Raw genomic sequence first — 22,681 nt, 5'->3', positions numbered from 1 at the left:
CGAGGAGACCCTCGTGCGGGGCACCACCCCACACCCGCACACCACCGCCCGACTCCACTCCCGCACAGGACACCGCCGAGCACCCCCGCAGGGGCACCGCCGAGCAACCCCGCAGGGGCACGGCCGAGCACCCCCGCAGGGGCAGCGCAGGGGCACCGCCGAGCAACCCCGCAGGGGCACCGCAGGGGACTAGTAGGACTTGGGGAGGCCCAGCGATTGGTGGGAGATGAAGTTGAGGATCATCTCGCGGCTGACCGGGGCGATGCGGGCCACGCGGGCCGCGGTGATGAGGGAGGCCAGGCCGTATTCGCGGGTGAGGCCGTTGCCGCCGAGGGTGTGGACCGACTGGTCCACGGCTCGGACGCATGCCTCGCCCGCCGCGTACTTCGCCATGTTCGCGGCCTCGCCCGCGCCCATGTCGTCGCCCGCGTCGTACAGGTGGGCCGCCTTCTGCGTCATCAGGCGGGCCAGTTCCAGTTCGATGTGGGCCTGGGCCAGCGGGTGGGCCACGGCCTGGTGGGCTCCGATCGGCTCCTTCCACACCTGCCGGGTCTTCGCGTACTCGACGGCGCGCGCGAGGGCGTAGCGGCCCATGCCGATGGCGAACGCGGCGGTCATGATGCGTTCGGGGTTGAGGCCGGCGAAGAGCTGGAGGAGGCCCGCGTCCTCGTCGCCGACGAGCGCGGAGGACGGCAGGCGTACCTCGTCCAGGGTCAGTTCGAACTGCTTCTCCGCCGCCTGGAGTTCCATGTCGATGACCGAGCGGCCGAAGCCGGGGGTGTCGCGCGGGACGATGAACAGGCAGGGCTTCAGGCGCCCGGTACGGGCGTCCTCCGTGCGGCCGACGATCAGCGTGGCATCGGCGATGTCGACGCCGGAGATGAAGACCTTGCGGCCGGTGATGATCCAGTCGTCTCCGTCGCGGCGGGCCGTGGTGGTGATGCGGTGGGAGTTGGATCCGGCGTCGGGTTCGGTGATGCCGAAGGCCATGGTGCGGCTGCCGTCGGCGAGGCCGGGAAGCCAGGTCCGCTTCTGCTCGTCGGTGCCGAAGCGGGCGATGACCGTGCCGCAGATGGCGGGCGAGACGACCATCATGAGGAGGGGGCAGCCGGCGGCGCCCAGTTCTTCGAGGACGATGGCCAGTTCGGCGATGCCGCCACCTCCGCCGCCGTACTCCTCGGGGAGGTTGACCCCGAGGTAGCCGAGCTTCGCGGCATCGGCCCACAGTTCGTCGGGGTGGCCGCCCTCGCGGGCCAGGCGGGCGAGGTACTCACGGCCGTAGCGCTGTCCGAGGGCGCCGACGGCGGCGCGCAGGGCCTGGTGTTCGGCGGTTTCGATGATGGGGCTCATGACAGCGGTTCCTCCTGGACGACGGCGAGCAGGGCGCCGAACTCGACCTGTTGGCCGGTGACGGCGTGGAGCGCGGTGAGCGTGCCGGAGGCCGGAGCGAGGATGCGGTGCTCCATCTTCATGGCCTCCAGCCAGAGCAGGGGCTGCCCGGCGGTGACGGCGGTGCCGGGGGTGAGGCCCTCGGCGACACGGACGACGGTGCCGGGCATGGGGGCGAGCAGGGAGCCCGGTTCGGTGCGGTCCTGGGGGTCCGGGAACCGGGGGACGGGGGTGAAGGTGTGGGATCCGAGCGGGGAGTCCACGTAGATCTCGGTGTTGTTCGAATTTCGTTTCACGTGGAACATCCGGCGGATCCCGTCGACTTCGAGGGTGACGAGATGCCGCTCGGCCGCCAGGACACGAACGCCGGGGTGGTCTACGGGGTGGTACTGGACCTCGTACTCGGTGCCGGCGGTGGTGTAGCGGCGGGTCTGCGGTTGGGAGCGGAGGTTGCGCCAGCCGCCGAGCCGGGCAGCGAGGGGGGCGTCCGGGGTGGGGGCGGCCTCGGCGAGGGCGGCGGCGAGGGCGGCCGTGCCGGCGTCCGGGGCGGCCTTGGTGAGGGTGGTGAGGTGGCGGTCGTAGAAGCCGGTGTCGAGCTGTCCGGCGGTGAAGTCGGGGTGGCGCAGGGAGCCCACGAGGAGTTCACGGTTGGTGGTGAGCCCGTGGATACGGGCGCCGGCGAGGGCGTGGGCAAGGGCGCGTACGGCTTCGGCGCGGGTGGGGGCGTGGGCGACGACCTTGGCGAGCATGGGGTCGTAGTGGACGCCGACGGTGTCGCCGCCGGTGAAGCCGGTGTCGACGCGGACCCGGCCGGGGATGTCGAGGGTGTGCAGGACACCGGTCTGGGGTCGCCAGTCCTGGGCGGGGTCCTCGGCGTAGAGGCGGGCCTCTACGGCGTGGCCGGTGGGTTGCGGGGGCGAGGGGGGCAGGGCCGCGCCTTCGGCGACGCGCAGTTGGAGGGCGACGAGGTCGAGGCCGAAGACGGCTTCGGTGACGGGGTGTTCGACCTGGAGGCGGGTGTTCATCTCCAGGAAGTAGGGGCGTCCGTCGGCGGTGACGAGGAACTCGACGGTGCCCGCGCCCCGGTAGCAGACGGCTCGGGCGGCGGCGACGGCCGCGGTGTGGAGGCGCTCGCGCAGGGTGTCGGGCAGGCCGGGTGCCGGGGCCTCCTCGATGACCTTCTGGTGGCGGCGCTGGAGGGAGCAGTCGCGGGTGCCGAGGGCCCAGACGGTGCCGTGGGCGTCGGCGAGGATCTGCACTTCGACGTGGCGGCCGCGCTCCACATAGGGCTCGGCGAAGACCTCGCCGTCGCCGAACGCGGACGCCGCTTCGGCGGAGGCGGCGTGGAGGGCCTCCTCCAGGGCGTCCAGGTCGCGGACCACGCGCATGCCGCGGCCGCCACCCCCGGCGGCCGCCTTCAGCAGGAGGGGCAGGTCGGCGGGGGTGGCGGCGGCCGGGTCGACGGGGTCGAGGAGGGGGACTCCGGCGGCGCGCATCAGGTCCTTGGCCCGGGTCTTGGAGGCCATGGCCTCGATGGCCTCGGGGGGCGGGCCGATCCAGGTCAGGCCGGAGTCCTGGACCTGGCGGGCGAAGTCGGCGTTCTCGGAGAGGAAGCCGTAGCCGGGGTGGACGGCGTCGGCACCGGCGGCGAGGGCGGCCTTGATGATCAGGTCGCCGCGCAGGTAGGTGTCGGCGGGGGCCGCGCCGGGCAGCCGTACGGCGGCGTCGGCGGCCCGGACGTGCAGGGCGTCGGCGTCCGGGTCGGAGTGGACGGCGACGGTGGCCAGGCCCAGGTCGCGGGCCGTGCGGAAGATCCGTACGGCGATCTCGCCCCGGTTGGCGACGAGCAGGGAGCTGATGGGAGAGGTCATCATGTGCGGGCTCACATCCGGAAGACGCCGAAGCCGCCACGGGCGCCCTCGACGGGGGCGTTGTGGACGGCCGACAGGCACAGGCCGAGGACGGTACGGGTGTCGCGCGGGTCGATGACCCCGTCGTCGTACAGCCGCCCCGACAGGAACATGGGGAGGGACTCGGACTCGATCTGCGCCTCGACGAAGGCGCGCATCCCGGCGTCCTGTTCCTCGTCGTACGGGAGTCCCTTGGCGGCGGCGGACTGCCGGGACACGATGGAGAGGACTCCCGCGAGCTGCTGGGGTCCCATGACGGCGGATTTGGCGCTGGGCCAGGCGAAGAGGAAGCGGGGTTCGTAGGCGCGGCCGCACATGCCGTAGTGGCCGGCGCCGTAGCTCGCGCCGATCAGGACGGACAGGTGGGGGACGCGCGAGTTGGAGACCGCGTTGATCATCATCGAGCCGTGTTTGACGATGCCGCCCTGCTCGTACTCCTTGCCGACCATGTAGCCGGTGGTGTTGTGGAGGAAGAGAAGCGGGATGTCGCGCTGGTTGGCGAGCTGGATGAACTGCGCGGCCTTCTGGGACTCGGCGCTGAACAGCACGCCCTGGGCGTTGGCGAGGATGCCGACCGGGTAGCCGTGGAGGGTGGCCCAGCCGGTGACGAGGCTGGTGCCGTAGAGCGGCTTGAACTCGTCGAAGTCGGAGGCGTCGACGATGCGGGCGATGACCTCGCGCGGGTCGAAGGGGGTCTTCAGGTCGGGCGGGACGATCCCGAGGAGTTCCTCCGGGTCGTGGAGCGGCTCCTGGGCCCGCGGCGGATCCTGGTGGGGCTTGCGGTGGTTGAGGCGGGCCACGATCCGGCGGGCCTGGCGGACGGCGTCGTACTCGTCGAGGGCGTAGTGGTCGGCGAGTCCGGAGGTGCGGGCGTGCATGTCGGCCCCGCCGAGGGACTCGTCGTCGCTCTCCTCGCCGGTGGCCATCCTGACCAGGGGCGGGCCGCCGAGGAACACCTTGGAACGGTCCTTGATCATGACGGTGTGGTCGGACATGCCGGGGATGTACGCGCCTCCGGCGGTGGAGTTCCCGAAGACGACCGCGACGGTCGGGATGCCCTCGGCGGAGAGCCGGGTGAGGTCGCGGAAGATCGCGCCGCCCGGGATGAAGATCTCCTTCTGGGAGGGCAGGTCGGCGCCGCCGGACTCCACGAGGCTGATGACGGGCAGGCGGTTCTGCCGGGCGATCTCGTTGGCCCGCAGCGCCTTCTTCAGCGTCCAGGGGTTGCTGGCGCCGCCGCGGACGGTGGGGTCGTTCGCGGTGACCAGGCACTCGACGCCCTCGACCGTGCCGATGCCGGTGACCATGGAGGCGCCGACGGGGTAGTCGCTGCCCCAGCCGGCGAGCGGGGACAGCTCCAGAAACGGGGTGTCGGGGTCGAGGAGCAGCTCGACCCGCTCGCGCGCCAGGAGCTTGCCGCGCTTCTTGTGCCGGGCCGTGTACTTCTCCCCGCCGCCCTGCAGGGCCTTGGCGTGTTCGGCGGCGAGGGCGTCGAGGCGCTCCAGTGCGGCCTTACGGGCCCTCGTGTGCTCGGGGGCGTGAGGGTCGACGGTGGTGCGCAGACGGGTCATGGGCCGGTCCCCTCCGGGGGCGGGAGCAGGTGGACGGGGATGTCGAGGTGGCGGGCGCGGAGCCATTCGCCGAGGGCTTTGGCCTGGGGGTCGAAGCGGTGGCCGGAGGCCACGCCGTCGCCGAGGATGCCGGTGACGGTGAAGTTGAGGGCGTGCAGGTTCGGCAGTTCGTGCCGGTGGACGGTGAGGCCGCGGGTCTCGGGGAGCAGGGCCTGGAACCGGTCGACGGTCAGGGTGGCGCACAGCCAGTCCCAGGCGGGGCCGGGCCGGGTCCAGACGCCGACGTTGGCGTCGCCGCCCTTGTCGCCGCTGCGGGCCCCGGCCAGCGCCCCGAGGGGGGCGCGGACGGTCTCCCGGGGCTCCGCCCCGGACCCGGTGGGGGCTGCGCCCCCGACCCCCTCGGGGGCTCCGCCCCCGGACCCCCGCGCCTCAAACGCCGGCGGGGCTGAAAATGCGGGCTCCGCCGGCCCGGCTGAAAGTGCGGCAGACTCCCCCGGCAGGACTGGAGGTGGCGCGGGCTCCCCCGGCGGGGCTGGAGGTGGCGCGGGCTCCCCCGGCGGGGCTGAAAATGCGGGCTCCGCCGGCCCGGCCGAAAGTGCGGCAGGCTCCCCCGCCGGGAGCGGGGCATGGACCGCCGGCCCCGCTGAGAGTTCGGCCGGAGGAGCCGGAGCGGGGATCGCGAGGCGGGTGGCGTCCGGGAGGACCGCGGTGTGCGGGACTTCGGCCGCCGGGACGTAGGAGGAGGCGAAGACGCCGTAGGGCTGCGCCGGGCCGGGTGGGGCGGCGACGTGGAAGCCCGGGTAGCTGCCGAGGGCCAGTTCGATCGCCGTGGAGGTCAGGGCGCGGCCGACCCGGTCCGGGGACGGGTCGCGGACCACCAGGCGCAGCAGGGCGCTCGCCGTCTCCTCCGTGTCGGCGTCCGCGTGGTCGGTACGGGCCAGGGTCCAGACGGCGTCGGCGACGTCGTCCAGGGTCTCGGCGAGCTGGGACCGGACCAGCCCTGCCTTCGCCTCGATGTCCAGGCCGGTCAGGACGAAGACCACCTCGTTGCGCCAGCCGCCGATGCGGGTCACGCCGACCTTGAGGGTGGCGGGCGGGTGCTCGCCGCGGACTCCCGTGATGCGTACGCGGTCGGCGCCGTCGTCGGTCAGCCGGACCGTGTCCAGGCGGGCGGTCACGTCGGGGCCGAGGTAGCGGACGCCCTGCGTCTCGTAGAGCAGCTGGGCGGTGACCGTGCCGGTGGTGACGGCGCCGCCGGTGCCGGGGTGTTTGGTGATGACCGCCGAGCCGTCCGCGGAGATCTCGGCGAGCGGGAAGCCGGGGCGACGCACGTCATGGGCGGTGAAGAAGGAGTAGTTGCCGCCGGTGGCCTGGGTGCCGCATTCGAGGACGTGGCCCGCGACCACCGCGCCCGCCAGCCGGTCGTGGTCCTCCGGCGCCCAGTCGAACCACCAGGCCGCCGGGCCGCTGACCAGGGCCGCGTCGGTGACCCGGCCGGTGACGACGACGTCCGCGCCGGCCCGCAGGCAGGCGGTGATGCCGGCGCCGCCGAGGTAGGCGTTGGCGGTCAGGGCGCCGTCCTCGCGGGAGGTGAGGTCGTCGCCCTCGACGTGGGCCACGGAGACGGGGACGCCCACCTTGGCCGACAACGCGCGGATCGCGTCGGCGAGTCCGGCCGGGTGGAGTCCGCCCGCGTTCGTGACGATCCGTACGCCCCGGTCGTGCGCGAGCCCGAGCCCCTCCTCCAGCTGACGCAGGAAGGTCTTGGCGTAGCCGAGGTCCGGGTTCTTCAGGCGGTCCCGGCCCAGGATCAGCATGGTCAGCTCGGCCAGGTAGTCCCCGGTCAGTACGTCCAGCGGGCCGCCGGTCAGCATCTCGTGCAGGGCGCTGAAGCGGTCGCCGTAGAAGCCGGACGCGTTGCCGATGCGCAGCGGCCGCCGGCTCATCGCCGGGCCCCCGGCTCCGCCCCGGCGCCCGGCATCCGGCCCGCCCCCGGCTCGTGCCCCGCCCCCGGCGCCCGGTCCATACCCGGCTCGCGCCCCGCGCCCGGCTCCCGCCCCGCGCCCGCCGGGCCGGCGAAGGCCTGGGCGATGTCCAGCCAGCGGTCCGCGTCGGGGCCGGTCGCGGTCAGGGCCAGGTCGGCGCGGTGGGCCCGCTGGGTGGCCAGCAGACAGAAGTCCAGGGCCGGTCCGGTGATCCGCTGCGGGGCCTGCGGGGGCCCGTACGCCCACACCCCGGCGCCGTCGGGGGCGGTCAGCTCCACCCGGAACTCCCCCTCGGGCGCAGGCAGTCCGCGTACGGCGTAGGCGTAGTCGCGGGCCCGTACGCCGATCCGGGCCACGTGCCGCAGCCGTGCGGTCGGGGTGCGGCGCACGCCGAGCGCGTCGGCGATGTCCTGGCCGTGCGCCCACGTCTCCATCAGGCGGGCGCTGGCCATCGAGGCGGCCTTCATCGGCGGCCCGTACCAGGGGAAACGGGTGTCGGGCGGGGCCGCGGCGAGGGCCTGCCCGAGTGCGTCGCGCGTGTCCCGCCAGCGGGTGAGCAGGGCGGCGGGCGGAAGCTGTGCGCCCTCGCGCGCGCCGTCGTCGACGAAGGAGTCGGGGGCTTTCAGCGCCTCCTCGACCATGCGGCCGAAGCCCGTGGGGTCGGTGAGGGAGACCAGTGAGGCCCGGTCGGTCCAGTGCAGGTGGGCGATCTGGTGGGCGACGGTCCAGCCGGGTGCGGGAGTGGGCCGGGCCCAGTCGGGGTCGGACAAACCCTCGACGAGGGAGTCGAGTTCACGCCCCTCCTCGCGCAGATCGGTGAAGACGGCGACGGCGTCGTCGACGGCGGACGGATCGGGCACGGTGCGCTCCCCTTCTCGGCGTGAGGGGAAGACTGGCAGCACCCGAGAAAACAATCAAGCACGCTTGCATGATTTTCTCGACCGGCGCCGACCGGGGTGACGCCTTCTCGCCACCGCGCCAAAGCCCGTGAATCCACAGGCAGTTGATCCACATCCGTACCGGCCGCAGGTCTTGCGGTCCGCCCGCGGCGGGAACCGCGGAGGGCGATTCAGGCCGTACGCCGGAAACCCGCGATACGTCACCGGATGTCCCGTCGATACTGAACGCTCCGCTCCGGGCCCGGGCGGCCGTCCACGTTCGTGTCACTCGACGAAGAGGATGAACTGACGTGACTCCAGCCGCCCAACCTCCCTTCTCCCTCTATCCCGAACTCGACGCGACCGCCCTCGCCGCCTTCGTCACCGCGCTGGAGAGCGGCGACGTCACCGGCCTGCCGCCCGCCCGCGCCGCCGAGGCCGCCGAGGCGCGCGCCCTCGCCGTCTTCACCCGCGGCAAGGTGACCGGGGCCGACGGCGACCTCCTCGACGCGGCGCTGTGGCGGCACACCGGGGCCCAGCCACGCCCGATGATCGTCATGCCCTCGCCCTGGACCAGCCTGGGCTGGCTCGCGTACGCCGTGCAGGCCACCCTGTTCGCGGCCCGCGGCTACAACGTCCTCGCCTACTCCGTCCGCGGCTTCGCCGGCTCCGAGGGCCAGGTCGACATGGCCGGGCCGCTCGACGTCGCCGACGGCAGCCGCGCCCTGGACCACCTGATCGAGCGCACCACCGGTCCGGTGACGAAGGTCGGCTTCCTCGGGTACTCGTACGGCTCGGGCATCAGCCAGCTGGTCGCCGCCCACGACACCCGCGTCGATGCCGTGGTCGCGCTCAGCACCTGGGGCGACCTCGGGGAGGCCTTCTACGAGAACTCCACCCGCCACGTCGCCGCCGTGCGGGCCCTGCTCCGGGCGGCCTCGAAGGCCCGGCTGAGCCCGCAGACGCAGAGTGTCTTCGACAACGTCCTGACCGGCAGCGATGTCCGGGGCACCCTGCGCTGGGCCGAGGTCCGCTCGCCCTTCACCCACATCAAGGAACTCAACCGCCGCCAGGTGCCGGTCTTCTACTCGCACGCCTGGCACGAGACGCTTTTCCCGCCCAACCAGACCCTCAGGATGTTCAACGAGCTGACCGGCCCCAAACGCCTCGCCGTCTCCATCGGCGACCACTCGGGCCCCGAGATGCCGGGCGTCCTCGGGCTGCCGAACCGGATCTGGACGGACGCCCACCGCTGGTTCGACCACCACCTCAAGGACATCGACAACGGCATCGGCGACGAGGGGCAGTTCATCGGCGAGGTCATGTGGAGCAAGACCCTCGAACCCCGCCCCACCTGGCCCTCCGCCACCGAACAGCTACATCGCCTCCACCTCGCCGACGACGGCGAACTCGTCCCGGAGGCGGAGCCCGGCGAGGCCGGCTGGACGGCGACCGTCCTGTGCGGGATGGACACCCCGGCGACCGTAGCCGACAAGGTCGTCGAGTCCGGGTACGCGGAGATGGCGGGCCGCCCGAAGACCTACCTGACGGAGGACATCGACCGCACCGTCGCCGCCGTCTGGACGGCCGAAGCGGCCGCGGAGACCGTCCGGCTGCGCGGCACGCCCCGGCTCCGCGTGACCTACCGGGCGGCGAACCCCGGCTCGACCTTCGTCGCGTACCTCCTGGACACGGCCCCGGACGGTACGGCCCACCTCGTCACGCACGCCCCGTACAGCGACCTGTCCTCGCCTCCGGACAGCCTGATCAGCGCGGACATCGAGCTCCAGGCCACGGCGTACGACGTGCAGCGCGGCCACCGCCTGATGCTGGTGATCGACGCCCGCGACCCCTTCTACGCCGACGCCAACCTGCCCCGCGCGACGCTGGCCTTCACCTCCCCGGAGGCCACCCCGTCGTACCTGGAGCTCCCCCTCGGCTGATGCCGTACGCCCGCCCAGCCGGTCCCCCGCGGCCGTCCGGGCGGGCGCACGCTCCACAGATGACGCACCGCCCGCCCCTCCGGTTGCAGCGGTTCCCGACGAACCGAGGACACCTCGGTGCACCGTGCTCCACCGTGCTCGGCAACACTCAGCTCTCGGTGATGAGTTCGCCGTCGTGGTCGCCGCCCTTGCACGTCCACTGGCCGGTGCCGGAGTCGTACTCCACCGCCCCGTCGGCGTCCGTGCACGTCGGCCCGGGGATGGCCGGCGCGGCGGCCTGTGCGACGGGGACCGCGGCACCGAGAGCGGCCAGTACGAGGGCGGCGGCGAACGCCAGGAATCGGGTACGCATGAGATCTCCTTCGGATCGAGTGACACTGGTCCGTCACCACCACCCTCCCTCCGTGGCACGGTGCTTGCACGCCGACGACTGGGGCGCACGAAGGGGCGCATCAGGGGGCGCACGAGGAGCGCCCGCTGCGGTCACGGCGCAGGCTGGTGTTATGGCGAACACACGTGAGGTGACCGTGAGAGCGCCGGACGACCTCGGCTTGCGTGAAGTTCTGATCGACGGCAGGTCGGTGGGCGGGGTCTGGTCCGCCAAGGAACTCCGGAGACTCCTGGGACGTGAAGGTGTGGCGGGCGGAGACCCCGTCCGATGGGAATGGCTCGGCGGGGACGCCACCGTGTGGCCGGACCGGGCGTGGATGCGACGAACCACCGGCTTCTTCGTGGGCGTAGGCCTCCTCACGACCTCATGGCTGCTCTTCCGTGTCGGAGTCGCGGACAGTGGCAGTGCCCTGACCTACGGCGGACGCATCGCGGGGTTCACCATTGTTTTCGTGGCCGTGGTGGTGTTGATCGCCGCCGCGACTGCGGTCGACTTCTGGGAAACGCGGAGATGGCGTTACTCGGGGGCGGTAGTTCTGCTGGGAGTGGCGATCACGCTCTTCTGCGGCATCTCCATCCTTCTGCTGCAGATCGGCGAGAATTTCACCGCCTCCACCGTCATCGGGGCAGCCTTCGTCGTCTGGGCTTCGATCGCCCTGTTCGAACTGGTCAAATCCCGGGCGGGGAAGGGGCTCAGTGTCCCCAAGAACATTGCGATCGGGGTGATCCTTTCCACCGTTCTGGCCGCCGCCAATCTGGCGTACTCGCAGATCTATGTTCCCTATGTGACGACGCCGCTGATCCAGACCGGGACCGCGTTCAAGGAGTCGACCATCGACAAGAGGACGGGGAGGCTGTACATGACGGTCCATATGTACGCGAGGAACGCCGGTCAGGTGCCCGTCTATGTCCTGGGCAGCACCTACTGGATCCGTGGCGAGCCCGCGAAGAGCAAGCCCGCCGATGACAAGTCCAGATCAGAATTGATCTACGACGGGGAGTTCGTCAGGCCTGACGGTCACGTGCTGAATCCAGGAGAAGAGGTCGCTCAGGACGCGGTCATCGAGGTGAAGGATCCCGCTCCTGGCAAGTTCGAGGCGATCACCGCCCAGAGCGAGGTGTATGTGATCAGGAAAGACAGAATGAGATTGACCGGCGACTACGAGAAGGCCAGGGTGTCGGGGAAGACCCTCAAGGACTCCTTGAAGGAGGGGGATCCGCCCGATCCGCAGTACAGATTCCGGACCGGGATCTCGAACAGCAGCGAAATCCTGAACGCGACCCGCGGTCCGCAGTACCTAACGGTGTGGAGGCTGGGCGGTCAATCTCCTCTCGTCATCGTGGACGTGTCCCCACCGGACGAACGGATACGGTTCGATCCCCGGAGGCCGCCGCTGGATCAGAGGGCCACCGAACGCTACGGTCTCACGCAGGTCCGTGGCGCCATGGCGCAGACGCCCTACCCGGAGCTTCTGGAGAAGGCCGGCGCCACCGACAAGGGTGCGACCCCGCCACCGACCCCGACTCCGGCCCCCCGGCCCCCGCTCCCGGCCCTGTGACCTCCTCTCAGAGGGCGGTGCAGACGCCGTCGTCGAGTAACGCGTCGCGCATGTGGGCGGCTTATGACCAGCCCACGAGGCTTGCAGACGCCTTCCGACAGGAGCGCGTGGCGAGGGAGCACCGTGCTCCGGCCGGGCAGGGCACCGCCCCGCCTGTGTCTTTCCGCTCCCGCCCCTCGCAGACCTCGCCCCCACACCACCGCCCCGCCCGAAGCCCCCTCAGCAGGGGTCGCCCGGGCCCGCCTGGGAGGTTGCGCGTAGGAGGTCGCGGAGGAGGGTGAAGTCGACCTTGGCGGGATTGCGGAAGCGGAGGCAGGCTTTGCCCATGTCGTGGGGCGCCAGGCGGTCCGCGAAGGCGTCCCGGACGTCCGTGCGCATCAGGTAGAAGGAGATGTACTGCTTCTGGTTCGCCCAGGCGATCTCCGCCTCGGTCCCGCCCGGCCGTACGTACACCGGCATCCCGTACGCGATGGACTCCTCGAAGCCCTGCAGTTCCGTCACACACAGCTCGCGCAGGCGGGCCAGGGCCGGCCTGCGGGCGTCGGGGGCGGCGGCGAGGTAGGAGGCGACGTCCATCAGGCGGGCTTCTTTCCGATCTGGGAGCGCACCGCGCCCATGCTGGCCGCGATGACGAGGGCGATCGCGACGGCGTCGAGCGGCGACAGCGCCTGGCTCAGGACGAGGAAGCCCGCGGTGGCCGCGATGGCCGGCTCCAGGCTCATCAGGATCGCGAAGGTCGGGGCCGGCATCCGCCGCAGGGCGAGGAGTTCGAGGGTGTAGGGCAGTACGGACGACAGCACGGCCACGCCGACGCCCAGGGCCAGGGTGCTCGGGACCAGCAGGTCCGAGCCCGCTTCGAAGACACCCAGCGGCAGGGAGAGGACGGCGGCGGCCGCCATCGCCAGGGCCAGGCCGTCCGCCTGCGGGAAGCGACGGCCGGTGCGCGCGCTGAACACGATGTACGCCGCCCACATCGCGCCCGCGCCGAGTGCGTAGGCCGCGCCCAGCGGGTCGAGGGAGCCGAAGCCGAGGCCGCCCCCGCCGTGCCCGGACAGCAGGACCACGCCGGCGAGCGCGAGGCCGGCCCAGAGGAAGTTCACCAGCCGCCGTGAGACGACGACGGAGAGCGCGAGCGGCCCGAGGACCTCCAGGGTGACCGCCGGACCGAGCGGGATCCGGTCGATGGCCTGGTAGAACAGGCCGTTCATGCCGGCCATCGCCACGCCGAACGCGGCGACCGTGCCCCAGTCGGAGCGCGTGTACCCGCGCACCTTCGGCCGGCACAGGAGCAGCAGCACGATCGCGGCGGCCGCGAGGCGCAGGGTGACGACGCCCGCCGCACCCGCCCTCGGCATGATCATGACCGCGAGGGCGGCCCCGAACTGGACCGAGACGCCCGCCGAGATCACCAGTGCGACCGGGCCGAAGCGGGACCGGGCTCCCTCGGCGGAGGGGTCGGCGGGGAGTGCGGCGGCGGGAGCGGTCGTCGGGGACGCGGAAGGTGCGGGCATGCGTCCAGCCTAAGCCGACGTAAGGAGTGTTGCCGCCTATGTTGCCTTACATCTTCGCTACGGCTGCGTGTCGGGAGCGCCCTCGGCGGCACGGGCCGCCGGTCCGCCCGCCAGTCCGTCCGCCAGCAGTTCCACGAGGTGACGGGCCCGGACTCCGCCCAGCTGGGCGATCTGGGTCCGGCAGGAGAACCCGTCAGCCTGGACCAGCGCGCCCGCAGGGGCCGCGCGCAGGGACGGCAGCAGTTGTTCCTCGGCGCAGGCCACCGACACCTCGTGGTGGCCGGGCTCGAAGCCGAAGTTCCCGGCGAGACCGCAGCAGCCTCCGACGGGCTCCCCCACGAGTCCGGCGCGCTCGCGCAGCCGGCGGTCCGCCGCGTCCCCGAGGACGGCGTGCTGATGGCAGTGGGTCTGGCCGGCCACCGGGCGGTCGAGGCGGGGCGGCAGCCAGTCCGGGGCGTACTCCTCCAGGGTCTCCGCGACGGTACGTACGCCTGCCGCCAGACGGGCCGCGCGCGGGTCGCCGGGGAGCAGGGCGGGCAGGTCGGCGCGCAGGGCGGCGGCGCAGCTCGGTTCGAGGACGGTGACGGGGCCGGGGACCTCGCCGAGGGTGTCCAGGGTCCGGCGCAGGACCTTGCGGGCACGGTCGAGGCGGCCGGTGGAGAGGTAGGTCAGGCCGCAGCAGACCCGGCCGCCGCCGCGGGGGACGGACACGTCCAGGCCGGCCGCCCGGAGCACGCGGAGTGCGGCGTGACCGACCTCGGGGGCGAGGTACTCCGTGAACGTGTCGGGCCAGAGGGTCACGGCGGCCGCACCCTCGCGGGCGGCACCAGGCGGGCCACCGGCGGCGCCCGCCGGGCCGCCACCGGCCGTATCCGCCGGCCCGCTGGGCGCGGCCGCACCCGCCCGGCCCGTCACCGCCGACGCGTCCCGCGTGAACGGCCGTTTCGCGAGTTCCGGCAGGGCCCGTTCCCGGGCCAGGCCCGGCACCGGCAGCAGGCGCGCGGCCGCGTTGACGGCGCCCGCCGCCCGCAGGCGGGCGATCAGGCGCAGCCACGCCGGCAGGCCGCCCAGGGTGTAGTGGGCGAGCGGCCGGATCCGGCCGGCCCAGTGGTGGTGCAGGAACTCCGACTTGTACGAGGCCATGTCCACGCCGACCGGGCAGTCGCTGAGGCAGCCCTTGCACCCCAGGCACAGGTCGAGGGCCTCGGCGACCTCCTCGGAGCGCCAGCCGCCGGTGACGACCTCCCCCGCGAGCATCTCGTGCAGCAGCCGGGCCCGGCCGCGCGTGGAGTGCTGCTCCTCGCCGGTGACCCGGTAGGAGGGGCACATCACGCCCGAGCCACCCGGAGCACCCGACGCACCCGTCCCGCCCGGCGGCGCAGCCGTACGGCATTTCGCGACGCCCACGCATCGTGCCACCTCGCCCGCGAACGGGGTGGCCGGGAGGACCGCGAAGCGGAGGTTCTCGTCCAGTCGGGCGGGCCGGACCAGCATGCCCGGGTTCATACCGCCGGCCGGGTCCCACACGTCCTTGTACGCCCCGAAGAGCCGGACGACGTCCGCGCCGTACATCTTCGGCAGCAGTTCGGCCCGTGCCTGCCCGTCGCCGTGTTCGCCCGACAGGGATCCGCCGTGGGCGACGACCAGGTCGGCCAGTTCCTCCGAGAAGGTGCGGAAGCGGGCCACGCCGGCGGCCGAGGCCAGGTCGAAGTCGATGCGTACGTGCACGCAGCCCTCGCCGAAGTGCCCGTACGGGGTGCCGCGCAGGCCGTGGGCGGCCAGCAAGGCCCGGAACTCCCTCAGATACGCGCCCAGCCGGGCCGGCGGGACCGCGCAGTCCTCCCAGCCCGGCCAGGCCATCCGCCCGTCGGGCGTCCTGGTCGCGGTGCCCGCGGCGTCCTCGCGGATGCGCCACAGCGCGCGCTGTCCCGCCGGGTCCGTGACGACCAGCGCGTCCAGCGCGTCGGCGCCGCGTACGACGGCCCGTGCCGCGCCCTCGTCCGGCATCTCGACGAACAGCCAGGCCCTGCCCCGGGGCAGCGCCGCAGGTGCCGAGGCCCTGCCCGCCCCGCCCGCTCCGTCCACGCCGCGCGCCCTGCCCAGCCCGCCCCCGGCCGTGCCGAGCAGGTCCTCGGCCATGCCCTCGACCGTCAGCGGCCGGTACGGGAGCAGCCCGGCGGCCGCGTCCGCCGCCGCGCTCTCGTCGGCGTACCCGAGGACGGCCAGGGCGGGCGCGGGCGGCAGTTCCACGAGGCGCACCACGGCCTCGGTGACCACCCCGAGGGTGCCTTCGCTGCCGCAGAAGGCCTGCGCGAGCCGCACCCCGCGTTCGGGGAGCAGTGCGTCCAGCCCGCCGTAGCCGGAGATCCGCCGCGAGAAGCGGGGCGGCAGGCCGGTGCGCAGCAGGCCGAGATGTGCGCCGACCAGTTCCCGCAGGCCGTCGGGGGCGCCCGCCCAGCCCGTGCCGATGCGGTGGGCGCGGCCCGCGTACGTGGTCACGGCGAGCTCGGTGACGTTGTCGGCGGTGGTTCCCCAGGCCACGGAGTGGGCGCCGCACGCGTTGTTGCCGATCATGCCGCCGAGGGTGCAGCGTGCGTGGGTGGAGGGGTCGGGTCCGAAGGTCAGTCCGTACGGGCGTACCGCGTCCCGGAGCCGGTCGAGGACCAGGCCGGGCTGGACGACGGCGGTGCGGGCGGCGGGGTCCACGGACAGCAGGCCGTTCATGTGCCGGGTGAGGTCGAGGACCACGCCGGTGCCCGTGGCCTGCCCGGCGATGGAGGTGCCGCCGCCGCGCGGGACGACGGGGACACCGGCCTCGGCGCACACGTGCAGGGCGGCCGCGACGTCGTCGGCGTCGCGCGGGGCGACGACACCGACGGGGACGCGGCGGTAGTTGGAGGCGTCCATGGTCACGAGGGCGCGTGCCGCGGCGCCGAAATCCACCTCCCCGCGCAGCTCCGCCCGCAATGTCCGCTCAAGATCACGCATCGATTCCCCGGATGACGTCACGCCGCCCAGCCTGCCACCGCCCCGCCGCGTCTCATCGGGTGGACGCGCGTCCGGAGCCCGGACCGGGACCCGATACGCTCCGCTCGTGGCTGAGATCCAGATTCCCGCTGACATCAAGCCCGCCGACGGACGCTTCGGCGCGGGCCCCTCCAAGGTGCGGACCGAGGCGCTGGACGCCCTCGCCGCCACCGGTACCTCCCTGCTCGGAACCTCACACCGCCAGGCCCCGGTCAAGAACCTGGTCGGATCGGTGCGCCAGGGCCTCCGGGACCTCTTCTCACTCCCCGAGGGTTACGAGGTGATCCTGGGCAACGGCGGCTCCACCGCCTTCTGGGACGTCGCGACCGCCGGTCTGATCGAGCGGAAGTCCCAGCACCTGACCTTCGGCGAGTTCTCCTCGAAGTTCGCCAAGGCCGCGAAGCTCGCGCCGTGGCTGGACGAGCCGTCCGTGATCTCCTCCGAGCCGGGCACGCACCCCGAGCCGGTGGCCGAGGCGGGCGTGGACGTGTACGCGTACACGCACAACGAGACCTCGACGGGTGTCGCGGCGCCCATCAAGCGCGTCGCGGGCGCGGACGCCGGTTCGCTCGTTCTGGTGGACGCGACCTCGGGTGCCGGCGGTCTGCCGGTGGACATCACCGAGACGGACGTCTACTACTTCGCGCCGCAGAAGTCCTTCGCCTCCGACGGCGGCCTGTGGCTGGCGGCGTTCTCCCCGGCGGCCCTGGAGCGCGCGGCGCGTGTCCACGCGTCCGGCCGGCACATCCCGGAGTTCTTCTCGCTGCCGACGGCGATCGACAACTCGATGAAGAACCAGACGTACAACACCCCCGCGCTGGCCACGCTCTTCCTGCTGGACCAGCAGCTGGAGTGGATGAACAGCCAGGGCGGCCTGGAGTTCACCACGGGCCGTACGGCGGCCAGTGCGCGCAACCTGTACGACTGGGCGGAGGCGTCGAAGTACGCGACGCCGTTCGTCACCGACGCCGACAAGCGCTCCGCGGTCATCGGCACGATCGACTTCTCGGACGACATCGACGCGGCGGCGGTCGCGAAGGTGCTGCGCGCCAACGGGATCGTGGACACCGAGCCGTACCGCAAGCTGGGCCGCAACCAGCTGCGCATCGCGATGTTCCCGGCGATCGACCCGGCGGACGTGCAGGCGCTGACGGCCTGCGTCGACTACGTGATCGAGAAGCTCTGACCGTCGTCCGTCCGGTACTGCCGAAGCCCCCGGTGACTCGTCGTCACCGGGGGCTTCGCCCTTCTCACCCGGGTACGGGGGCGGTACGGGGACTTCGGTCCCGGGCATCGGGGGCGCGGCCCCCACCCCGGGCGTCGTACGGGAACCCGGCTTCGCCGGGCCCGACGACGCGGCCTGGTACGACCAGGGCCCCACCCCCGGCGAGGCGGGCACGCGATACCTTCAGGAGTTCGTTGGGCGAATCTTGGAGGCAGCGGCGTGAGCGTGCGAGTGACGGCGGCCCAGAGCGGCGTGGACCCCTTCGGCACGGCCCGGCTGCGGCGCGGCGTGCTCGACGCCTGGGGGGCGGGCCCGGCGCGGTTCCGCGAGGACGCCAACGCCGAGGAGGACCTCGCCCTCGGCGGCTACCGGGACCGGCTCGTCGTCGAGCTGGCCCAGAACGCGGCGGACGCCGCGGCCCGCGCCAAGGTGCCCGGCCGGCTGCGGCTGACCCTCCACCCGGGCGAGGGCGGCCCGGCACTGCTGGCCGTCGCCAACACCGGCGCCCCGCTGGACGCGACGGGCGTGGAGTCCCTGAGCACCCTGCGCGCCTCCGCCAAGCGGGAGCCCGCCGCGGAGAGCGTCGGCCGCTTCGGCGTCGGCTTCGCGGCCGTCCTCGCCGTCTGCGACGAACCGGCGGTCCTCGGCCGCCACGGCGGCGTCCGCTGGTCCCTCGCCGAGGCCCGCGAACTGGCCCGCGAGGCCGCCGTCGGCAGCCCCGGCCTCGGCGACGAACTGCGCCGCCGCGACGGCCACGTACCGCTGCTGCGGCTCCCGCTGCCCGCGGAGGGCACCGCCCCCGAGGGCTACGACACCGTCGTGGTCCTCCCGCTGCGCGACGCCGCCGCCGAGGACCTCGTCGAGCGGCTGCTCGCGGGCATCGACGACGCCCTGCTGCTGACCCTGCCCGGGCTGTGCCAGGTCGTCGTGGAGACCCCCGCCGGGACCCGTACCCTCGACCGCCGCGACGAGGGCGCGTACACCGTCGTCGAGGACACCACCGGCTCCGGTACGCACACCAACCGCTGGCGCACCGTCCGCCACGGCGGCGCCATCGAGAAGGCGCTGCTCGCCGACCGGCCCGTCGAGGAACGCCTGCGGCCCGCCTGGGCCGTGTCGTGGGCCGTGCCCGTCGACACCGACGGCGCCCCGCTGCGGCCGACCACGGCGCCCGTGGTGCACGCCCCGACCCCGACCGACGAACCGCTCGGCATCCCGGCGCTGCTCATCGCGACCCTGCCGCTGGACACCAGCCGCCGCCACCCCGCGCCGGGGCCGCTGACCGACTTCCTCGTGGAGCGCGCGGCCGACGCGTACGCCGAACTCCTCGGCTCCTGGGACCCGGTGGGCACCGGGCTCGTGGACCTGGTCCCCGGCCCGCTCGGCAAGGGCGAGCTGGACGGCGCCCTGCGCGCCGCCGTGCTGCGGCGGCTGCCCCGTACGGCCTTCCTCGCACCGGCCGCGCCGTCCGAGCACGCGGAGGAGCGGGTCGCCCTGCGCCCCTTCGAGGCCGAGGTGGTGGAGGGCGCGGGCGCGGACACCGTACGCGTCCTGGCCGAGGTCCTGCCGACCCTGCTGCCGGCGGGCCTGGAACGCCGTACCGAGCTGCGCACCCTGGGCGTGGGCCGGCTGCCGCTGGGCGACGCCATCGAGCGGATCGCGGGCATCGAGCGGACCCCCGAATGGTGGTACCGGCTCTACGACAGCCTCGCCGGGGTGGACCCCGACCGGCTGTCGGGTCTGCCCGTGCCGCTCGCCGACGGCCGCACGACGATCGGGCCGCGCCACGTCCTGCTCCCGTACGCGGACACTCCGGCGGACCTGGCCCGGCTGGGGCTGAAGGTGGCCCACCCGGAGGCGGCGCACCCGCTGCTGGAGAAGCTCGGCTCGCTCCCGGCGACGGCCCGCGCCGTCCTGACCACCCCGCAGGTGCGGGCCGCCGTGGCCGCCTCCCTGGACGCCGGGGAGATCTGGGACGAGGACGCCGACACCCTGGACGCCGACGAGCTGGCCGAGGTGGTCCTCGGGCTGGTCCGCGACGCGGAGCTGGCGCCCGGCGACGAGCCGTGGCTGGGTGCGCTGGCCCTGCCGGACGAGGACGGGGAACTGACCCCGGCGGGCGAACTGCTGCTGCCGGGCTCGCCGTTGGCGGCGGTGATCCGCGAGGACGAGGTCCCGTACGTGGACGCCGAGCTGGCGGAGCGGTGGGGCGAGGCCCCGCTGACGGCCTGCGGGGTGCTGGCCGCCTTCCAGCTGGTGCGCGCCACCGACGTGGTCCTGGACCCGGACGAACTGGAGCCGCGCGAGGGCGACTTCGCCGAGCCGGACGACGCGGGGCTGCTGGATGCGGTGGACGTGTGGTGCGAGGACCTGCTCGACCAGCTGCCGGAGCTGCCCGTCCCGCCGGTGGCGACCGAACTGGTCGCCGTGCGCGACCTGGACCTCGTCGACGACGACTGCTGGCCGCAGGCCCTGGCCATGCTGGCGCAGCCGCCGCTGCGGGACGCGCTGACCCAGCCGGTGCGGATCCTGCTGCCGGACGGCACCACGCAGTCGGTGCGCCCGTACACGGCGTGGTGGCTGCGCGACCATCCGGTGCTGGACGGCCGCCGTCCGGCGGGCCTGCGTGCGGCGGGCGGCGACCCGCTGCTGGAGGGCCTCTACACCTCGGCGGACGCCACCGGTTTCGAGGACGAGCAGGTGCTGCGGGCGCTGGGCGTACGGACGTCCGTGCCGGCCCTGCTGGACGAGCCGGGGGGCGCGGCCGAGCTGCTGGGCCGGCTCGCCGATCCGGAGCGGGAGGTGACGGACCGGCAGCTGCACGGCCTGTACAACGCGCTGGCCGATCTCGACCCCGAGCAGGTGACCCTGCCGGACGAGCTGCGGGCGGTGGTGGACGGCGAGGTGGTCGTCGTGGACGCGGCGGACGCGGTGATCGCGGACGCCCCGGACCTGCTGCCCCTTGCGGCGGGGCTGCCCCTGCTGCCGGTGTCCCCGGTGCGTGCGGCGGACCTCGCGGAGCTGCTCCAGGTGCGTCGGCTGTCGGAGACGGTGCCGGCGGAGGTGACGACGCCGGGCGAGGAGCACGAGGTGCCGGAGTCGGTACGGATCCTGCTGGGCCCGGCGACGCCGGCGACGTATCTGGAACACGAGGAACTGGTCGCGGGCGGCACGGAACTGGACTGGCGGCGCACGCCCGACGGCACCCTGCACGCCTCCACCCTGGAGGGCGTGGCGGCGGGCCTCGCCTGGTCGGCGGGCCAGTGGCCGCGCCGCTTCGAGGTGGCGGCCCTCCTGGAGGACCCGTCCCGCACAACGGAACTGGCCCGGGACCGCTGGTTCGACTAGGGAGTGTCCGGCCCTGATCCGCCGGACACCCCCTAGGGGTTCGGCCAGGACGCGGTGGCGGTCGTCTCCGGGCCGGTGTGCCCGGCGGCCACGGGGAGCAGGGCGGGGCGCTTGGCGGTGCGGCCGTCGCCGGAGGAGCGGCCGCGCAGGCGGCGGCCGAGCCAGGGGCCGAGGAAGGCGGCTGCCCAGCGCAGTTCGGCCGCGACGGCCGCCGCCGGGGTGGGGGCGGTCCGCGGCGGCAGGGGGTGCGTCCAGGTGTCGTCGCTGCCGGGGAGGCCGACGGCGTGGGCGAGGGCGGCGGCGATGCGTTCGTGGCCGACGGGGCTGGCGTGCAGCCGGTCCGTGGTCCACATCCGCGGGTCGGCGACGGCTTCCGGCAGGGCGGTTTCGGCGACGGTGACGCCGTGCCGGGCGGCGGCGTCGCGGATGCGGTCGTTGAGGTCGGCCAGGCGTGGGGCGAGGGGCCGGGCGAGGGGCACGACCCGGCCGAGGTCGGGGAAGGTCACGGTGGCCACATGCGTCCCGGCGGCCGTGAGCGCGGCGAACATCGCCTCGACGTGGCCCGCGACCTCCGCCGCGTCGAACCGGGGCCGCAGCACGTCGTTGACCCCGGCGACGACGGTGGCGATGTCGGGGCGCAGGGCGAGGGCGGCCTCCAGCTGTCCGGCGCGGACCTGGCCGGCGAGCCGTCCCCGGACGGCGAGGTTGGCGTACTGCAGGCCGGGGCGGGCGGCCTCCAGGTGTCCGGCGAACCGGTCGGCGAAGCCGCGCAGGCCCACGGTGTCGTCGCCGTCGCCGAGGCCTTCGGTCTGGCTGTCGCCGAGGGCGACGTAGCGTCGGTACTCAGTGCTCGGCACGGGTGGTCCGCCTCTCTCGCAGGATCGCCGCGCTGCGGCGGCACCAGTCGCGGTGGCCCTGCTCGAAGGCGATGCCGCGCAGGCAGGTCAGGTACCCGCCGATGCGTTCGCCGTGGAGCAGGAACTCCTCCTCGGTGAGCTCGCCGCGCATCTTGCGCAGGACCTTGCCGAGGAGTTCGAGCTTGGCGTCGGCCGCGGACGCCCGTTCCTCGAGCTGTGCGATCACGGGTCCGGTGCCGATCCGGTCGGCGTTCTGGACCTTGACGAGGAGGTCGTCGCGGATGACCGAGGGCCTGGACGCGGCGGCCGCGAAGTCCTCCAGCTCGGTCCGGCCGGCGTCGGTGACCCGGAAGAGGCGTTTGTTGGGCCGGGTCTCCTGGACCACCTGCCGCCCCTCGACCAGGCCTTCCTTCTCCAGCTTGGTGAGCTCGGTGTAGAGCTGCTGGGGGGAGGCGTGCCAGAAGTTCGCGACGCCGATGTCGAAGGACTTCGCCAGCTCGTAGCCGCTGAACTCGCCGTCCAGCAGCGCCGCCAGTACGGCATGTCGCAGGGCCATCGCGGCTGCCCCCTTCCCTTTTCCTCGTGCTCCCCCGCATGATACTCACGAAACTGACTAGTCAATTTCTTGAGTATCCGTACGCATCAGCATCAGGAGGAGCCGTGGAGTCCGTGACGGAGACCGCAGAACGCTTCCGTGCCGCCGTGGAGAAGCGCGACCTGTCCGCACTGGAGGACCTGTTCACCGAGGACATCAGGCTGTACAGCCCGGTGAAGTTCCGCCCGTTCGAGGGCAGGCCGATGGTGCTGGGGCTCTTCGGGGTCCTGCTGCGCGTCTTCGAGGACCTGCGCTACGTCGGCCACTTCGACGGCGCGACCGAGACGAGCGCGGACGGCACCGAGGCGCAGGCGTCGGTCCTGCCCTTCCGGGCCATGGTGGACGGCAAGGAGATCCACGGCATCGACATGCTGCACTTCGACGGGGCGGGCCGGATCAAGGAGTTCACGGTGATGGTCCGCCCCCAGTCCGCGGTCCACACCCTGGGCCAGGCCGTCCTCACCGGCCTCCAGGCGGACGGCCTGGCCTAGAC

The 22,681-nt window shown here is 73.5% G+C and carries 16 protein-coding genes; 5 read left to right on the top strand and 11 right to left on the bottom strand.

Annotated features, from left to right (window positions below; all coding sequences use genetic code 11):
• Nucleotides 1-189 precede the first annotated feature (189 nt).
• Genes AAT21_RS22340 through AAT21_RS22320 form a run of 5 tightly spaced genes read right to left on the bottom strand, consistent with a single transcriptional unit; the run spans nt 190 to nt 7,715 of the window.
• The gene (locus AAT21_RS22340) at nt 190-1,350 is read right to left on the bottom strand and encodes an acyl-CoA dehydrogenase family protein (protein WP_046778739.1); all 1,161 of its coding nucleotides are present in this window, start codon (nt 1,348-1,350) and stop codon (nt 190-192) included.
• On the bottom strand, nt 1,347-3,263 hold the full coding sequence (locus AAT21_RS22335; RefSeq protein ID WP_046778738.1) for an ATP-binding protein: 1,917 nt from the start codon (nt 3,261-3,263) through the stop codon (nt 1,347-1,349). The genes AAT21_RS22340 and AAT21_RS22335 overlap by 4 nt, the downstream gene beginning before the upstream one ends.
• 8 nt (nt 3,264-3,271) lie before the next feature.
• Nucleotides 3,272-4,870: an acyl-CoA carboxylase subunit beta gene (locus AAT21_RS22330; protein ID WP_046778737.1), complete on the bottom strand. Its 1,599-nt coding sequence runs from the start codon at nt 4,868-4,870 to the stop codon at nt 3,272-3,274.
• Nucleotides 4,867-6,816, bottom strand: coding sequence for an acyclic terpene utilization AtuA family protein (locus AAT21_RS22325; protein WP_046778736.1), 1,950 nt, complete (start codon nt 6,814-6,816; stop codon nt 4,867-4,869). The genes AAT21_RS22330 and AAT21_RS22325 overlap by 4 nt, the downstream gene beginning before the upstream one ends.
• Nucleotides 6,813-7,715, bottom strand: a complete 903-nt coding sequence (locus tag AAT21_RS22320) for a TIGR03084 family metal-binding protein (protein ID WP_079025884.1) — start codon at nt 7,713-7,715, stop codon at nt 6,813-6,815. Before AAT21_RS22320 ends, AAT21_RS22325 begins: the two co-directional genes overlap by 4 nt.
• Nucleotides 7,716-8,044: 329 nt before the next feature.
• On the opposite strand from AAT21_RS22320, the gene AAT21_RS22315 reads away from it, so the two are divergent.
• On the top strand, nt 8,045-9,676 hold the full coding sequence (locus AAT21_RS22315; RefSeq protein ID WP_046778735.1) for a CocE/NonD family hydrolase: 1,632 nt from the start codon (nt 8,045-8,047) through the stop codon (nt 9,674-9,676).
• A 148-nt stretch (nt 9,677-9,824) separates the two neighbouring features.
• Here the strand turns inward: AAT21_RS22315 and AAT21_RS22310 are convergent, their stop codons facing one another.
• A complete protein-coding gene (locus tag AAT21_RS22310) occupies nt 9,825-10,028 on the bottom strand; it encodes a hypothetical protein (RefSeq protein ID WP_046778734.1) in 204 nt (67 codons plus the stop codon).
• A gap of 151 nt (nt 10,029-10,179) precedes the next feature.
• Between AAT21_RS22310 and AAT21_RS22305 the strand changes: the two genes are divergently transcribed.
• Complete coding sequence (locus AAT21_RS22305) at nt 10,180-11,625, top strand: hypothetical protein (RefSeq protein WP_046778733.1); 1,446 nt, start codon at nt 10,180-10,182, stop codon at nt 11,623-11,625.
• A gap of 219 nt (nt 11,626-11,844) precedes the next feature.
• Here AAT21_RS22305 and AAT21_RS22300 read toward each other — a convergent pair whose 3' ends face one another.
• The 3 genes from AAT21_RS22300 to AAT21_RS22290 are packed head-to-tail and all read right to left on the bottom strand — an operon-like array spanning nt 11,845 to nt 16,124.
• Nucleotides 11,845-12,201 (bottom strand): DUF1801 domain-containing protein, encoded by a 357-nt coding sequence (locus AAT21_RS22300; RefSeq protein ID WP_046778732.1) that lies wholly within the window; start codon nt 12,199-12,201, stop codon nt 11,845-11,847.
• On the bottom strand, nt 12,201-13,136 hold the full coding sequence (locus AAT21_RS22295; protein ID WP_046778731.1) for an EamA family transporter: 936 nt from the start codon (nt 13,134-13,136) through the stop codon (nt 12,201-12,203). The genes AAT21_RS22300 and AAT21_RS22295 overlap by 1 nt, the downstream gene beginning before the upstream one ends.
• 57 nt (nt 13,137-13,193) lie before the next feature.
• Nucleotides 13,194-16,124 carry an FAD-binding and (Fe-S)-binding domain-containing protein gene (locus tag AAT21_RS22290; RefSeq protein ID WP_046778730.1) on the bottom strand — a complete coding sequence of 977 codons (2,931 nt, stop codon included), beginning with the start codon at nt 16,122-16,124 and terminating at the stop codon, nt 13,194-13,196.
• A gap of 106 nt (nt 16,125-16,230) precedes the next feature.
• On the opposite strand from AAT21_RS22290, the gene serC reads away from it, so the two are divergent.
• Both serC and AAT21_RS22280 read left to right on the top strand, forming a co-directional pair.
• Nucleotides 16,231-17,349: a phosphoserine transaminase gene (gene serC, locus AAT21_RS22285; protein WP_046778729.1), complete on the top strand. Its 1,119-nt coding sequence runs from the start codon at nt 16,231-16,233 to the stop codon at nt 17,347-17,349.
• A 258-nt stretch (nt 17,350-17,607) separates the two neighbouring features.
• Nucleotides 17,608-20,736: a sacsin N-terminal ATP-binding-like domain-containing protein gene (locus AAT21_RS22280; RefSeq protein ID WP_046778728.1), complete on the top strand. Its 3,129-nt coding sequence runs from the start codon at nt 17,608-17,610 to the stop codon at nt 20,734-20,736.
• Between the two features lie 32 nt (nt 20,737-20,768).
• Here the strand turns inward: AAT21_RS22280 and AAT21_RS22275 are convergent, their stop codons facing one another.
• Together AAT21_RS22275 and AAT21_RS22270 are read right to left on the bottom strand one after the other, a co-directional pair.
• Complete coding sequence (locus AAT21_RS22275; RefSeq protein ID WP_046778727.1) at nt 20,769-21,593, bottom strand: SGNH/GDSL hydrolase family protein; 825 nt, start codon at nt 21,591-21,593, stop codon at nt 20,769-20,771.
• Entirely contained in the window at nt 21,580-22,149 is a 570-nt protein-coding gene (locus tag AAT21_RS22270; RefSeq protein ID WP_046778726.1) for a PadR family transcriptional regulator, read from the bottom strand. The genes AAT21_RS22275 and AAT21_RS22270 overlap by 14 nt, the downstream gene beginning before the upstream one ends.
• Before the next feature lie 113 nt (nt 22,150-22,262).
• Here AAT21_RS22270 and AAT21_RS22265 point away from each other — a divergent pair, with 113 nt between their 5' ends.
• Nucleotides 22,263-22,679 (top strand): nuclear transport factor 2 family protein, encoded by a 417-nt coding sequence (locus tag AAT21_RS22265; protein WP_046779003.1) that lies wholly within the window; start codon nt 22,263-22,265, stop codon nt 22,677-22,679.
• Nucleotides 22,680-22,681: the final 2 nt, after the last annotated feature.

This window comes from Streptomyces yangpuensis (assembly GCF_001005295.1).
Lineage (GTDB): Bacteria > Actinomycetota > Actinomycetes > Streptomycetales > Streptomycetaceae > Streptomyces > Streptomyces yangpuensis.
Note: the sequence above shows the minus strand (reverse complement) of the source record. Positions and strands in the feature narration are given on the sequence as shown.